We start from the raw sequence: 13,367 nt of genomic DNA on the forward strand, positions 1-13,367 counted from the left end.
AATGGAGCCATGCTGGCCCTTTTGGGGGAGGTCCTGGTGGACCTCATTCAGGAAAGCCAAGACCCCCTGCGCTTCAGGGGGGTCCTTGGGGGCTCGGCGCTCAACACCGCCACCACCCTGGCCCGGTTGGGATTTCCCGTGCGCTTCCTTTCCGAGGTGGGGGAGGACTGGGTTTCCGCCTGGAGCGAGAAGGAGATGAGAAGGCGGGGCCTCGAGCTTAGGCTTTTCCGCCACCCCGCCCCCATGCCCCTGGCCCTGGTGCGGCTGGATGCGGAGGGAAATGGGGAGTATAGCTTCCACCGCCCTTTCCGCCTGCCCTACCACCCAGGGCCCGAAAGCCTCCGGGGAGCCAGGGTGTTCCACTTCGGCTCCCTCCTGGCCCTCGAGGACCGCGTGGAGGAAGGCTTAGGCCTCCTTTTGCAGGAAGCGGAGGAGGAGGGAGCCTTGGTTTCCTACGACCCCAACCTCCGGCGTTCCCCTACCCCCAGGGAAAGGAAACGGATAAGAGCCTACCTGGACCGGATAGACCTGTTGAAGCTTTCCCTGGAAGACGCCAAGCTTCTTTTCGAAGACCCCGTGGGGGCGGTGAAGGCTCTAGGTGTACCCCTAAAGGTCCTCACCCTGGGCCGGGAAGGGGCGGTGGCTTTCCTGGGGAAAGAGGCGGTGCGCCTTCCCGGAAAGGCGGTGAGGGTGAAGGATACCGTGGGGGCAGGAGATGCCTTCACCGCCGGGCTCCTGGCCCTTCTTCTCCGAAAGGGCTACGGCAAAGGGAATCTTCCCCTCCTGTCTTTGCCGGACCTAAAGGAGATCCTGGAGGGCGCCATCGCCCTATCCGCCTTGGCCTGCACCGTGCGGGGAGCCTACCTTCCGGAAAAGGGGCTCAGGTCCTGGCAGGTCCGGTACCTAGGGGATGAGGAGGACCTTGCCCGTGGTCTTCCGCCCCTCTAGGGCCTCGTGGGCCTCCCTGGCCTTTTCCAGGGGGAACTCCGCCCCGATGCGCACCCGTAGCCACCCTTCCCGGATGGCCTCAAAGACCTCCCCCGCCCGAAAGAGGAGTTCTTTGCGGGTGGCGGTGTAATGGTGCAGGGTGGGGCGGGTAAGGAAGAGGCTTCCTTTCCGGTTCAGGACCTGGGGGTCAAATGGGGGCACGGGCCCCGAGGACTGGCCGAAGAGGACCAGATAGCCCCTGGGCCTTAAGGCCTCGAGGCTCCCTTCAAAGGTGCTCTGCCCCACCCCGTCATAGACCACGTCCACCCCCCCTCCGGAGAGGGCCTTCACCGCCTGGGCGAAGCCCTCGTAGGGCAGGGCGTAGTCCGCCCCCGCCTCGAGGCAAAGGGCCCGCTTCTCCTCGGTGCTGGCGGTGGCGTAGACCGTGGCCCCCAGCCGCTTGGCCCACTGGATGAGGAGGAGCCCCACCCCTCCGGCCCCCGCATGGACCAGGACCTGATCCCCAGGGCGGACGGGGTAGGTGTTTTTCAGAAGGTAGTGGACGGTCATGCCCTGCAGGAGGCTCGCTGCCGCCAGCTTGGGATCCAGCCCTTGGGGCACGGGTACCAGCCTCTCCGCCGGCACCACCTGGTACTGGGCGTAGGCGCCCTGAACGTTGGCGAAGGCCACCCGGTCCCCAGGGCGTACCCCCACCACGCCTTCCCCCACCTTCTCCACCACCCCAGCTCCTTCCTCCCCTAAGGTGAAGGGAAGGGGCATGGGGTAAAGGCCCTTGCGCTTGTAGGTGTCGATGTAGTTGACCCCGATGGCCAACAGCTTCACCAAAACCTCCCCTGGCCCTGGCTCGGGGATGGGGAGGTCCTCGAGGGCCAGGACCTCGGGCCCGCCTGTCTGATGCACCCGTACGGCCTTCATGGGGAACAGTCTACGGTAAACTGGAGGGGTGAATCGGGCTAAGGACTGGCTTCTCCAGGCGGAAAGGGACCTGGAGATGGCTGAGATCGCCCGGAAGGCAGGCCGGCACGAGTGGGCCTGTTTTGCCGCCCAGCAGGCCGCAGAGAAGGCGGTAAAAGCCCTCCACCTCCACCTGGACCAGGAGGCTTGGGGGCATGTGGTGGCCCGGCTTCTCAAGGAGTTACCCTTGGAGGTTCCTCAAGACCTGGTGGAAAAAGCCCGCTACCTGGATGGGCTCTACATACCCACCCGATACCCCGATGCTTTTCCCGAGGGGCCTTCTGCGGAGCACTATGGCCCCTTGCAAAGCCAGGAGGCGGTGCGCTATGCCCGTGAAATCCTTGAGTTCTGCCGTGCTCAGATGGCCTAGCCGGGAGGAAGTGGAAGGTGCCCTTCAGGCCTGGATGGTCCGCCACCCCATCCCCGGCCTCCTGGCCCTGGGCTACTTCGGTTCCTACGCTCGGGGCGACTACGGGGTGGGAAGCGACCTGGATCTCCTTTTGGTGGTGGAGTCCTCTTCCCTTCCTTCCTGGCAACGGGCCCTGACCCTGCCCCTGGAGGAGCTTCCCGTGCCTGCGGAGGCCTTGGTCTATACCCTGGCCGAGTGGCAGGCCCTGCCTGAAAGAAGCCCCCGCTTTGCTGAAACCCTGAGGCGGGAGGTGCGCTGGCTCCTTCACCACCCCGCTCTTTTCCCCTAGCCCACCGTGCCCCTTAGCGGTTTGAGCTGCCGGGTTAGGGACTGGCCGGTGCCTCCAACCTGGCCCTGCCAGGTTGGGATGGTGCTAAAACCCCCTTTGGTACTGGGGGGGTACCTCCGGGGCCACGCCCAAGGCCTTGGCAGCCCGTAAGGGGAAGTAGGGGTCCCTGAGGAGAACCCGGCCCAGAAGCACCAGATCGGCGCTTCCCGCCTGCAGGAGGGTTTCCGCCTGCTCGGGGGTGGTGATGAGGCCCACGGCTCCCGTTCGCAGGCCCACCCTCTTGCGCACGGCGTCGGCGAAGGGCACCTGAAAGCCCGGGGCCAGGGGAATCCGCACCCTGAGCACCACCCCGCCCGAGGAGCAGTCCAAAAGGTCCACCCCCAGCTCCTTAAGCCTCCGGGCGAAGGCCAGGGTGTCCTCGAGGCTCCATCCTCCTTCCCCCCAGTCCGTGGCGGAGACCCGCACGAAAAGGGGAAGCTCCCTGGGCACCACCTCCCGCACTGCCTGGGCCACCTGGAGGGGAAAGCGCATGCGGTTTTCCAGGCTTCCCCCGTAGGCGTCGGTGCGCTGGTTGGAAAGGGGGGAGAGGAAGGAGGAAAGGAGGTAGCCATGGGCCATGTGGAGCTCGATCACCTGAAAGCCTGCCCTAAGGGCACGTCTGGCTCCTTCCACGAAGGCCTGGAGGATGCGCTCCATCCCTGCTTCGTCCAGGGGTTCGGGTACCGGGTAGCCCTCGTCAAAGGGAATGGGGCTTGGCCCCACCACCCGCCAGCCCAGGGGCTTTCCCCCTTCCCAGGGCCTGGCGGTCCCCGCCTTGCGCCCGGCGTGGGCCAGCTGGATCCCCGGCACCGCTCCAGCTTCCCGGATCCTCCGGGCGAGCTCCTTCAGGCCCGGAAGGTGATCCTCCGACCAGATGCCCAGGTCATAGGGGCTGATACGGCCCAAAGGTTCCACGGCGGTGGCCTCCACCAGAATGAGCCCCACGCCCCCAAGGGCCCGCGTGGGGTAGTGGAGGAGGTGCCAGTCGGTTACCTCTCCCTCCAAGGTGGCGGAGTACTGGCACATGGGGGACATGGCCAGGCGGTTTTTCAGCCGGAGGCCGCCGAGTTCCAGGGGGGTGAAGAGCAAGGCCATGCCTCCATTATGGAGGGCTCTTGAAGGAAAGCGTAAGGAAACAGTCCCGTGGGGGCCGGGTTTCCCCGCGCTCTTTTTTGGGATAGACTGGTCTTATGAACCCCGGCTTCGGTCAGGGGCAAGGCTCCGATCTGGCGGCTGCCTTCCGCTACGTGGAAAGCCTCCTCTTCGGGGATATGGATCGCCCCGGCCTCACCCTCTACGACCTGGAGCGCTTGGTGGGGTACCCCGCCAAGGGGGAGGGTCCTTTGGCCTACACCCTGCCCCGCAGCAAGGGCCTTTCCGGGGTGCAGGCGGTGCGCCTGTACTACTATCCCAAGGATCCTGTCCTTCAGCTCATCGTGGAGATTGAGGATCTGGAAGGGAGAAAGCACCTTCGCCACTTCCGCTGGAACGGGTTTACCTGGGAAACCCCCGAGGGGGGGCAGGGGGAGCTGAAACCCACCCGGGAGGACCCAGCCTCCGTTCAAGTGGGGGAGGATTTCTTCTTGGGCTTCCCCCGGGAGGAGGCCCTGGAGCTGGAGGAGGCGGTGCGCAAGGGGGAGGCTTCGGGGGTCAAGTACCTCCTGTGCCCCCGGTGCCACACCCGGATCTTCTACGCTCCCTCGGTCCGCCCCGCGGGCCTCGTCTGCCCCCGGTGCGGCAACCCCACCCTCCTCTTCAAGACCCTTTCCGCGCCGGAGGGAGCCAGGGACCCCCTCGAGGCCCTGGCGGAGGAGCAGCGGGCCCTGAGGAAGGCCATAGAGGAGCTCACCGCCTACCTGAAGCGGAAACTGGGCCCTTAATCCTGGGGTTATGCTCTTTCCCGCTCCATCGTGGCCCAGATGGCCTAGGTGAGGTATTCCCTTGGGTCCCCGCCCCGGCGAAGCCAGGGTGGGGTGGCGTTAGACCCGTGTTCCCGGCTGGCTCCAGCCGGTGTAGGCGTAAAACCGGCCCCGTTCCCCCCCAAGGTAGTCCAGCAGGGGTTCCAGGAGGGGGCGGTGGCCGGAAAGTTTGGCTACCACCTCCTCCGGGGTGAAGAAGCGGGCTTCCACGATGTGGCCGTCGGGGTCCCTGGGGTTCAAAAGCCCCTCGTAACTGGCCCTGAAGGCCATGGCCAGGGTGCGCTCGTTCTTGCGGCGGTCCTCCACCTGGATGGCGTAGGCCAGGTGCTCAATGGCCTTCACCTTCAGGCCGGTTTCCTCCCGCACCTCCCGCACCAGGGCTTCCAGAACAGTTTCCCCGGGTTCCACGGTGCCCCCAGGAAGGGTGTAGCGCACCATGCCCCGCCTGCCCCAGTCGTTCCCTACCAGGAGGACCCGGCCCTGGCGGTCCAACAGGATGGCCGCCACCACCAGGATCTCGCGGCGCATCACGCTTCCGTCAAGGCCTCCAGCTGCCGTTCCTGGTCGGCCCGTTTGAGGGCTTCCAGGAGGGGCTGGAGGTGCCCCGAGAGGATGCCCTCGAGGTCATGGGTGGTGAAGCCGATGCGGTGGTCCGTGACCCGGGACTGGGGGAAGTTGTAGGTGCGGATTTTCTCCGAACGCTCCCCGGTGCCGATCTGGGCCAGGCGGGTCTTTCGGAGCTTCTCCGCCTCCTCCGCTCGCTTCATCTCCAGGAGGCGGCTTCGCAGGATCATCAGGGCCTTTTCCCGGTTCTTGATCTGGCTGCGGGAGTCCTGGCAGGTGACCATGATGCCCGTGGGCAGGTGCACCACCCGCACCGCGCTGTCCGTGGTGTTCACCCCCTGGCCCCCAGGCCCCGAGGCCCGCATCACGTCGATGCGGATCTCGTCCATGTTGAGCTGGAAGTCGGACTCCTCCGCCTTGGGCAGCACCGCCACCGTGGCCGTGGAGGTGTGGATCCGCCCCTGGGTTTCCGTGGCGGGGACCCGCTGCACCCGGTGGACCCCGCTTTCGTACTTGAAGGTGCCGTAGGCCCCAGGCCCCCGCACCTCGAAGACCACCTTGGAGAAGCCTCCCAGGTCCGTGGGATGGGAGTCCAGGATCTCGGTTTCAAACCCCATCTCCTCGGCGAAGCGCAGGTACATCTCCAGGAGGTCCCGGGCGAAAAGGGCGGCCTCCTCGCCCCCGGTGCCGGAGCGGATTTCCACGATGGCATCCCTCTCGTCCATGGGATCCTTGGGCAGGAGGTGGCGTTCCAAGGCCTTTTCCAGCTCCGCCTTACGGGAAAGGAGGGCTTCCTTTTCTGCCCTGGCCACTTCCTTTAGCTCGGGGTCTTCCAGGAGGCCCTCCACGCCTTCCAGGTCCTCGAGGACCTTCCGGTACTCCCGGATGAGGGCGATCACCTCCCCCATCTCCGCATAGCGCCGGGAGAGGGCCTGGTAGCGCTTCTGGTCCTTTAGGACCTCGGGGTCGGCAAGGAGCGCTTCCAGCTCCCGGTATTCCTCTTCTAGGCGCGCAAGCTTATCCAGCATACCTTACCTCAGGATACTCCAACCCGGGCTTGCCTTCGGGTTTAGGTAAGCCTAAACTGGGGGGCATGGAAACCCCGGTTTTCCTCTATGCCCTTTTAGGGGGGCTCTTCACCTGGGGGCTTACCGCGGTGGGGGCAGCCAGCGTGTTCCTGGCGCAAGAGCCCAGCCGCAAGCTCCTGGATGGGATGCTGGGCTTTGCCGCGGGGGTCATGCTGGCAGCCAGCGTCTTCTCCCTCCTCCTTCCCGGCATGGAGATGGCCGCATCCCAGGGCATGGTTCCCTGGGTGCCCGCCGTGGTGGGCTTTCTCCTGGGAGGAGGCCTTTTGCGTCTGATGGACCGGTTTCTTCCCCATGTTCACCTGGTTCCAGGAGCCCAGGAGGAAGGGATCCGCACCCTGTGGCGGCGCACCACCTTGCTGATCCTGGCCATCACCCTCCACAACTTCCCCGAGGGCCTGGCGGTGGGGGTAGCCTTTGGAGCCGCAGGTCTTGACCCCACGGGGACGGCCACCCTGGGCGGGGCCATCGCCCTGGCGGTGGGCATCGGTCTGCAAAACATGCCCGAGGGCCTGGCGGTGGCCTGGCCCCTAAGGCGGGCGGGCATCGGGGCGGGAAAGGCCTGGTTTTACGGGCAGCTTTCCGCCATCGTGGAGCCCTTAGGAGCCCTTCTGGGAGTCCTTCTGGTCACGCAGATGCTCTACCTGTTGCCCTACCTCATGGCCCTGGCGGCAGGGGCCATGGTCTTCGTGATCGTGGAAGAGGTCATCCCGGAAAGCCAGGCGGAGGGCAACGGGGATATCTCCACCTTCGGGGTGATGACCGGCTTTGCCCTCATGATGGCCCTGGATGTGGCCCTGGGCTGATTTCTTCCTTAGGCTTGGGAATCCCTCTTGCCCAGGCGTTTCTTGAGGAGGCGGGCGGCTTCCTCCGCCTTGGCCTTGGCGGCTTCGGCAGCCTGGGCCGCTTTTTCCGAAAGCTCTTTCAGCTTGTCGGGGACGCCGTCCTTGTCCTGGTCCAGCTCCGCCAGGCGGGCCTTGGCCTCCTCGAGGGCCTTCTTGGCCTCCTGGAGAGCCTTTTCCACCAGGTCGGGCTTGCCGTCCTTGTCCTGGTCCAGCTTCTCCTTCAGCTCCTGAAGGCGCTTTTCCACCTCGGCGGTGGCGGAACGGGTTTTCTCGGAAATCTGTTGCAACAAATCCTTAAGGAAATCCATAGCAAATAGTTTACAACAAGGCCCGGAGGTCCCCCACCACTTTCTCCGTTTCCTCCACCTTGTCCGGGCTGAAGAGGAGGACCAGGTTGCCCTCCTTCACCACGAAGGTGGTGGCGGTGTGGTCCACCAGGTACTCCCCCGGGCCCCGGTACTGGGTCTTCTGGTAGTAAACCCCGAAGGTCCGGGCCACCTCCTGGATGGTTTCCGGGCTTCCCGTGAGGCCCAGGAAGCTGGGGTGGAAGCCCTTGGCGTACTGGTCGGAGATCTGTGGGATATCCCGCTCGGGGTCCACGCTGATGAAGATCACCTGCACCCTTTCCTGCTCCTTGGGAGAGAGCTTTTCGTAGGCTCGCTTCAAAGCCAGCATGGTGGTGGGGCAGACGTCGGGGCAACGGGTGAAACCAAAGAAGATGAGGACCACCCTACCCTGGCTGAGCTCGGCCAAGCGCACGGGGCCCTGGGGCCCCTCGAGGGTGAAATCCACGGGCTTGGGATTCAGAAGCCGGGTGCCGTAGAAGGCGTGGGAGCCCTTGGGCAGGAGGAGGTAGGCCACCCCCACCAGGGCGAGGACCAGGAGTACGGGCAAGAGGAGTTTCCCTTTCATCGCATCTCCACCGGCAGGATCACCTTGAGCTTGCTGCCGTCTTGGAACCTCAGGACCAAAGCCACCTTCTCCCCTGCTTTCAGGGGACGCTTGAGCCCTTCCAGCATGAGGTGGTACTTACCGGGGCGGAACTCCACCCGGCCTCCCGGGGGAATGTCCAGGTAGGGAAGGGGGCGCATGCCCAGGACCACCTGGCCTCCCCGGTGTTCCCGGTGGTCCCGATGGAAGGAAACCCGCTCGGCCACCTCCGTTTCGGCTCCCACCAGGCGCAAGGGGGTCTTGCCCCGGTTTTCCAGGGTCAGGTAGGCGGCGGTGTCCTTCACCACCGGGGGTACCAGGCGGACCCAGCCCGGGGTGGCCACAGCCTGGGCCAAGGCCACGCTACCCAGCAACAGGAAAAGCCACCTCACCCCTCCAGGCTACCAGGAGGGGAAGGACATATGTACTCCCCAGGGGTGAGGAGTACGGATGTCCCGCCCTTCCCTTCTACCCTAGGGGCGATGCGGCCCGTTCTTATCCTGGGCTTTCTGGCCCTTCCGGGACTGGCGGCTCCGGTGCTTCGCCTGGAAGGGGAGGTAAGGGGTCCATTGGTGCTTTCCACCCCGAACCTGGTGGTGGAGGGGCAAGGGGCAGTCCTGCGAGGGAACAAGGGGCACACCCTGAGCCTCCTCGCCCCGGGGATCAAGGTGCGGGGGCTAAGGGTGGTGGGGGCGGGGCCCGAGGGGGATTTCTTTGAGCCGGACGCCGCCATTTACCTATCGGGGTGCGAGGGATGCCTGCTGGAGGATGTGAGGGTGGAGGAAGCCCCCGCTGCGGTGCGGGTGGAGGATTCCCCGGGGGCCACCATCCGGGGGCTTAAGGCCCGGGGCCTCGAGGGTTCCCCGGGGGTTTTGGTCTACTCCAGCCCCAGGGCCCGGGTGGAGGGAAGCCATCTCCAGGGTTTCATGGATGGGATCTACGTGGAGTACAGCCCGGGGATGGAGATTAGGGGCAATCTTCTGGAGAGGAACGGCCGCTATGGTTTCCACGTGATGTTCTCCTGGCAGGTGGGCATAGAGGGTAACCTGTCCCGGGATAACGGCGTGGGCAATGCGGTGATGCATGGGGCGCAGAACCTGGTGCGGGAAAACCGGCTTTACGGGCACAAAAGCCCGGTGGGCTACGGGCTTCTGGTCCAGGACGAGCGGGACACGGAGGTTCGGGAAAACCTCTTGGCGGAAAACACCCTGGGCCTGGTCCTCATGGACGCCCAGGGGGTGAGGGTGGGGGGCAACGGCTTCCGGGAAAACGGCACTGCCTTGCGCATCACCCGGGAGCGGGGAGGAAACTCGGCTTGGGTAGAGAAAAACGCCTTCCAGGGGAACCTCTACGACCTTGCGGTGGACGATCCTGAGGCCAAGGCCCGGGTGGTGGGGAACCTGTACGACCGGGCTTCTGGTCTTCCTGTTCCCCACCTGCCCACCGGGAGCTTCGCCCTCCTCCTGGCCCGGCAGCCGGAGCTTTCCCTTTTCGCCCTCTCCCCGGGGATTGTCCTTTGGGAGGCGGCGGAGGCCCAGGTGCCGGGGCTGAGGCTCGTGGCCTTGGCCGATGCCCGGGCGGCTTCCTTGCCCAAGGCGGTGGCTTTCCGGGGCCACTGGATCATCCTGGGCCTTCTTGGAGGTGTTCTGTGGTGGTGGCGGAGAACCTGAGCAAGAAGGGAAGGCTTAAGGGAGTCACCCTGCAGGTGGCCGGGGGTGTGGTGGGGCTTTTGGGCCCCAACGGGGCGGGGAAGAGCACCCTTTTGGCCCTTTTGGCGGGGCGGATCAAGCCGGATGGAGGCAAGGCGGCGCTTTTCTCCCATGCCCCCCGGGATCCCAGGGCCCTTCCCCTAAGGGCCTACCTGCCCCAGACCCCCAGGCTATTCCCCCATCTCAGGGCCCTCGAGGTCCTGGAGGGAGCGAGGCGGGTGAAGGGGCTGGGCCGGGAGGCCCTCGAGGAAGCCCTGGTGCGCATGGGGCTGGAGGGGTTCCTGGGGAAACGGGTGGGAGAGCTTTCCGGGGGGCAGCGCCAGCGCCTGGCCCTGGCGGCAAGCCTCATGGGCGACCCTCCCATCTGGCTTCTGGATGAGCCCACCGCCGCCTTGGACCCCAGGGGGCGGGAGCGGTTTTGGGCCTGGGTGGAGGGGAAGAAGGAGGGCGTGGTCCTGGTGGCCCTCCACCACGTGGAGGAAGCCCAGCGGGCGGACCGGCTTCTGCTCTTGAAGGGGGGAAGCATCCTGGAGGATGGCTCCCCAAGAGGGGTTCTGGGCCTAAGGGGGGAGCGTCTTTCCTGGCTGATGGAGGTGCTGTATGATGGCTGATGGAGGTGCTGTATGAGGAACCGGCGTGAGGTGCTGAAGGCTTTGGGTGGACTGGTGGTGGCGGGGCCGGCCCTTGCCCAGCCCATGGGGCATGGCATGGAGGCCCCGGCTCCTGCTTTGGGGATGCGGGTTTCCCCTAGGCCCATTCCCTGGGACGAGGGGGCCTGTGCCTTCTGCGGCATGCCCATCAAGACCCCGGAAGGGCAGTGGCGGGGCCGCACCTTCCCCAAGGGCTTCTTTGAGCAGACCTATAGCCAGATCGCCTTTGGCAAGCCTACGCCTGCCCCCCATGATCCCAAGCAAGCGGTGGAGGCCCTGCACTTTGAGAGCATCGCCTGCATGGTGAACTACGCCTGGGTGCATGGGCTTAAGGATGGGGAGGGGGCCACCTTCTACGTCACCGACCGGGGGGCCTACGACCCAGGGAGGCCCCAGGAGTCGGTGCGCCTCATCCCCGCCCGCCAGGCCACCTACTACTGGGGGGAGAGGATGATGGTGGTCATGAACGCCAGGCTCCTGGCCTTCGCCAGCGCCAGGGCAGCCCAGGAGTTCGCCGAGAGGAACCGGGCCCAGCACGGTCGCCAGCGCTTCTACAGCTTCCAGACCCTTTGGGACCTGGCTCCCTTGCCGGAGATGAACCTGGTGGCCCTTCTGGCCCAGCATGCAGGGCTTTTGGGTGGAGAGGGCGAGGAGAGCCATGGCCATTAGCCTGGTGGGGGCTTGGGGGGTTCCTCGAGGGTGTACCCTAGCTTGAGGACCTATGCACCGGCGGACCTTGATCCTTTCCCTGCCCTTCCTTCTCCAGGCCCTGGCGGCTCCCCGGGCCCTGAGGGTAGGGGTGGAGGCCTGTCCCTACTGCTTCATGACCATCCTGGACGCCCGGCATGCGGCCCAGGCGGTGAACCCCCAGGGGAAGGCCTTCTCCTACGATGACCCGGCTTGCCTTCTGGATCAGCTTAACGGCTGGGGCGGGCCTAGCCTTACGGCCAAGGAGGTGTACCTGGCGGATTTTGCGGCCAGCACCCGCACGGCCCCCCGGTGGATCCCGGCGGAAGGGGCGGTGCTCTACCACCATCCCAGGATCCGCACCCCCATGGGCTCGGGGCTTCTGGCCTTCGCCAGCCGGGAGGCTTTGGAGGGGCACCTTAAGGAGCGGCCCGAGCGGGCGGGGGGGCGGATCCTCACCTGGGTCCAGGCGCTTAAGGAAGGGGAGAAGCGCCCCTGGGTGCCCGCCGACATCCTTTCCCCTCCCAAGGCTCCATGAGCCCCCTTTTCTTCAGGGAGATCACCCGCAACCCCTGGACCTTCGGCCTGTTCCTCCTTCCCTTCCTTCTGGCCCTGGGCTTCCTGGGCCGGGGAGAGGGGGTGGGGCTGGTGGGGCTTTACTCGGGGCTTCTCCTTCTCCTTCCCCCCTTGGTCCTGGCCCTGGCGGTGCCCCTTTTGGCCTCGAGGGAGGAGTGGGCCTTCCTCCTCGGGCTTCCCGTGGGGGCCTTCCGGGGCTTCGGCCAGGGGATCCTGGGGATCTTCCTGGGGCTAGGGCTTCCCCTCATGCCCGGCCTTCTCCTGGGGGCGGGGTTCTTGGGGCTTTCCGGAAAGGCCGCCTTATGGCTTTTGCTTTCCGGCCTTGGCCTCCTGGCCTTCTGGGTGGGCCTTGCTGCCCTGCTTTCCGCCTTGACCCTGGAGGAAAAGCGGGCCCTGGGCCTGGGGTTTGGCCTTTTCGGCCTCTTGAACATCCTTTATGGACCCCTGGTGGTGGCCCTGGCGGTGCGCCTTAAGGACTATCCCCTGGAGGGCCTCCTCACCCTGGCCCTCCTCCTCAACCCCCAGGAGGTCCACCGGGTGGGGCTTCTTGCTGGCCTTAAAGCCCCGGTGCTCACCGGGCCCATAGGGTACCTGGTGGCGGAGCGGCTTGGGGAGGTGGGGCCTTGGCTGGGCTTCCTTTACCTGGCCTTCTCGGGGCTTGCCCTGGCCCTGCTGGGCGCCCTGGTCTTTGCCCGTCGGGACCGGTAGCATAGGGCATGCGACTCCGTCTGGCGGCCTTTTTGTTCATCCTTCCCTTTTTCCTCCAGCTTCTGGGCTTCGGGAAGACCCCCTTGGGCGGGGGGCTGTGCGGGGAGCTTTTCCTGGTGCAAAACCCCGCCCTGGCCTTCCAGACCCCGGGGTTCTGGTACGCCCTTCTCTTCATGGTCCTGTTGGCCCTCGAGCTGGGCTACGGCCTCTCCTTGCTCCTCCTGCCCCTTCTAGAGGTGCCCGTAGGCCCGGGCTGGCGGCGCCTGGGGCGGTACCTGGTGGGGGTGATGGGGGGGCTTTTCCTCCTCACCCGCACCACGGGTCTACCCGCCCCGGGGCCCGGGGGGTGGGTGCTGGAGCGGGCCCCGGTGGACCCCCTTTCCCTGCTCTTGGTGGGCCTTTCCCTGGCAGGGGGCTTCCTCCTGAGGGAGAATGGGGGGCATGGAGCGGCTTCTTGAGGTGATGCGCCGCCTCAGGGGCCCTGGGGGCTGCCCCTGGGACCGGGCCCAGACCCACGAAAGCCTCATCCCGTACCTTTTGGAGGAGGCCAGCGAGGCGGCGGATGCCCTGTTGAAGGGGGATTCCCAGGAGATGGCGGAGGAGCTTGGGGATGTGCTTTTGCAGGTGGCCTTTCACAGCGTCATCGCCGAGGAGGAGGGGCGGTTCTCCTACGAGGACGTGGAAAGAAGCATCGTGGAAAAGCTCATCCGCCGCCACCCCCATGTGTTCGGGGAGGGCACGGCCAAGACCCCGGAGGAGGTGAAGGCCCGCTGGGAGGAGCTGAAGGCGGAGGAGGGGAAAAAGGAGGAGCCCTGTGGGCTACCCAAGCACCTTCCCACCCTGCTTCGGGCTTATGAGCTCCAGCGAAAGGGCGTGGATCCGGGAAGCGCGGAGGGCCTGAGGGCGGCCCTGGAGAAAGGGGACCTCGAGGAGGCACTTTGGAACCTGGTGGGGCTTTTCGCCAAGAGGGGCTTGGACCCCGAGACCGCCTTAAGAAGGCGCTTCCAGAGAGCCTGCCAGGAGGGCTAGCCCTTCCCGAGGGCTTCCGCCTGGCG

The 13,367-nt window shown here is 66.0% G+C and carries 19 protein-coding genes; 12 read left to right on the top strand and 7 right to left on the bottom strand.

Going from position 1 to position 13,367, the window contains the following annotated elements:
* The first annotated feature begins 9 nt into the window (after positions 1-9).
* Entirely contained in the window at positions 10-948 is a 939-nt protein-coding gene (locus tag TNMX_RS09965; protein ID WP_038031718.1) for a carbohydrate kinase, read from the top strand.
* Here TNMX_RS09965 and TNMX_RS09970 read toward each other — a convergent pair.
* On the bottom strand, positions 904-1,863 hold the full coding sequence (locus tag TNMX_RS09970; protein ID WP_015715935.1) for a quinone oxidoreductase: 960 nt from the start codon (positions 1,861-1,863) through the stop codon (positions 904-906). The genes TNMX_RS09965 and TNMX_RS09970 overlap by 45 nt on opposite strands.
* A 28-nt stretch (positions 1,864-1,891) precedes the next feature.
* Here TNMX_RS09970 and TNMX_RS09975 point away from each other — a divergent pair, with 28 nt between their 5' ends.
* Both TNMX_RS09975 and TNMX_RS09980 read left to right on the top strand, forming a co-directional pair.
* Complete coding sequence (locus TNMX_RS09975) at positions 1,892-2,272, top strand: HEPN domain-containing protein (protein WP_015715936.1); 381 nt, start codon at positions 1,892-1,894, stop codon at positions 2,270-2,272.
* A complete protein-coding gene (locus TNMX_RS09980; protein WP_038031723.1) occupies positions 2,229-2,600 on the top strand; it encodes a nucleotidyltransferase domain-containing protein in 372 nt (123 codons plus the stop codon). Before TNMX_RS09975 ends, TNMX_RS09980 begins: the two co-directional genes overlap by 44 nt.
* 84 nt (positions 2,601-2,684) lie before the next feature.
* Here the strand turns inward: TNMX_RS09980 and TNMX_RS09985 are convergent, their stop codons facing one another.
* Positions 2,685-3,734, bottom strand: coding sequence for an NADH:flavin oxidoreductase/NADH oxidase (locus TNMX_RS09985; RefSeq protein WP_038031728.1), 1,050 nt, complete (start codon positions 3,732-3,734; stop codon positions 2,685-2,687).
* Positions 3,735-3,829: 95 nt separating this feature from the next.
* On the opposite strand from TNMX_RS09985, the gene TNMX_RS09990 reads away from it, so the two are divergent.
* Positions 3,830-4,519, top strand: coding sequence for a hypothetical protein (locus TNMX_RS09990; protein WP_038031731.1), 690 nt, complete (start codon positions 3,830-3,832; stop codon positions 4,517-4,519).
* Between the two features lie 99 nt (positions 4,520-4,618).
* On the opposite strand, the gene TNMX_RS09995 is transcribed toward TNMX_RS09990, so the two are convergent.
* Positions 4,619-5,086: an NUDIX hydrolase gene (locus TNMX_RS09995; protein WP_038031733.1), complete on the bottom strand. Its 468-nt coding sequence runs from the start codon at positions 5,084-5,086 to the stop codon at positions 4,619-4,621.
* On the bottom strand, positions 5,086-6,150 hold the full coding sequence (gene prfA / locus TNMX_RS10000) for a peptide chain release factor 1 (RefSeq protein ID WP_038031737.1): 1,065 nt from the start codon (positions 6,148-6,150) through the stop codon (positions 5,086-5,088). Before prfA ends, TNMX_RS09995 begins: the two co-directional genes overlap by 1 nt.
* Positions 6,151-6,215: 65 nt before the next feature.
* Here prfA and TNMX_RS10005 point away from each other — a divergent pair, with 65 nt between their 5' ends.
* Complete coding sequence (locus TNMX_RS10005) at positions 6,216-7,013, top strand: ZIP family metal transporter (protein ID WP_038031742.1); 798 nt, start codon at positions 6,216-6,218, stop codon at positions 7,011-7,013.
* A gap of 8 nt (positions 7,014-7,021) precedes the next feature.
* On the opposite strand, the gene TNMX_RS10010 is transcribed toward TNMX_RS10005, so the two are convergent.
* Genes TNMX_RS10010 through TNMX_RS10020 form a run of 3 tightly spaced genes read right to left on the bottom strand, consistent with a single transcriptional unit; the run spans position 7,022 to position 8,374 of the window.
* Positions 7,022-7,360 carry a hypothetical protein gene (locus TNMX_RS10010; RefSeq protein ID WP_038031743.1) on the bottom strand — a complete coding sequence of 113 codons (339 nt, stop codon included), beginning with the start codon at positions 7,358-7,360 and terminating at the stop codon, positions 7,022-7,024.
* Between the two features lie 10 nt (positions 7,361-7,370).
* A complete protein-coding gene (locus TNMX_RS10015) occupies positions 7,371-7,964 on the bottom strand; it encodes an SCO family protein (protein ID WP_038031745.1) in 594 nt (197 codons plus the stop codon).
* Positions 7,961-8,374, bottom strand: coding sequence for a copper chaperone PCu(A)C (locus TNMX_RS10020; protein ID WP_038031747.1), 414 nt, complete (start codon positions 8,372-8,374; stop codon positions 7,961-7,963). The genes TNMX_RS10015 and TNMX_RS10020 overlap by 4 nt, the downstream gene beginning before the upstream one ends.
* Before the next feature lie 90 nt (positions 8,375-8,464).
* On the opposite strand from TNMX_RS10020, the gene TNMX_RS10025 reads away from it, so the two are divergent.
* The 7 genes from TNMX_RS10025 to TNMX_RS10055 are packed head-to-tail and all read left to right on the top strand — an operon-like array spanning position 8,465 to position 13,341.
* Positions 8,465-9,652, top strand: a complete 1,188-nt coding sequence (locus TNMX_RS10025) for a NosD domain-containing protein (RefSeq protein ID WP_305807353.1) — start codon at positions 8,465-8,467, stop codon at positions 9,650-9,652.
* Positions 9,631-10,302, top strand: a complete 672-nt coding sequence (locus TNMX_RS10030) for an ABC transporter ATP-binding protein (protein WP_038031752.1) — start codon at positions 9,631-9,633, stop codon at positions 10,300-10,302. The genes TNMX_RS10025 and TNMX_RS10030 overlap by 22 nt, the downstream gene beginning before the upstream one ends.
* 12 nt (positions 10,303-10,314) lie before the next feature.
* The gene (locus tag TNMX_RS10035; protein ID WP_015716001.1) at positions 10,315-11,010 is read left to right on the top strand and encodes a nitrous oxide reductase accessory protein NosL; all 696 of its coding nucleotides are present in this window, start codon (positions 10,315-10,317) and stop codon (positions 11,008-11,010) included.
* Between the two features lie 52 nt (positions 11,011-11,062).
* Entirely contained in the window at positions 11,063-11,566 is a 504-nt protein-coding gene (locus TNMX_RS10040; RefSeq protein ID WP_015716002.1) for a nitrous oxide reductase accessory protein NosL, read from the top strand.
* A complete protein-coding gene (locus tag TNMX_RS10045; protein WP_038031754.1) occupies positions 11,563-12,312 on the top strand; it encodes a hypothetical protein in 750 nt (249 codons plus the stop codon). Before TNMX_RS10040 ends, TNMX_RS10045 begins: the two co-directional genes overlap by 4 nt.
* 8 nt (positions 12,313-12,320) lie before the next feature.
* Positions 12,321-12,770 carry a hypothetical protein gene (locus tag TNMX_RS10050; RefSeq protein ID WP_038031756.1) on the top strand — a complete coding sequence of 150 codons (450 nt, stop codon included), beginning with the start codon at positions 12,321-12,323 and terminating at the stop codon, positions 12,768-12,770.
* Positions 12,745-13,341, top strand: a complete 597-nt coding sequence (locus TNMX_RS10055; RefSeq protein WP_019550617.1) for a MazG family protein — start codon at positions 12,745-12,747, stop codon at positions 13,339-13,341. Before TNMX_RS10050 ends, TNMX_RS10055 begins: the two co-directional genes overlap by 26 nt.
* The last annotated feature ends 26 nt before the right edge of the window (positions 13,342-13,367 follow it).

Origin of the sequence: Thermus sp. NMX2.A1, assembly GCF_000511705.1 — a bacterium.
GTDB classification, from domain to species: Bacteria; Deinococcota; Deinococci; order Deinococcales; family Thermaceae; genus Thermus; species Thermus scotoductus.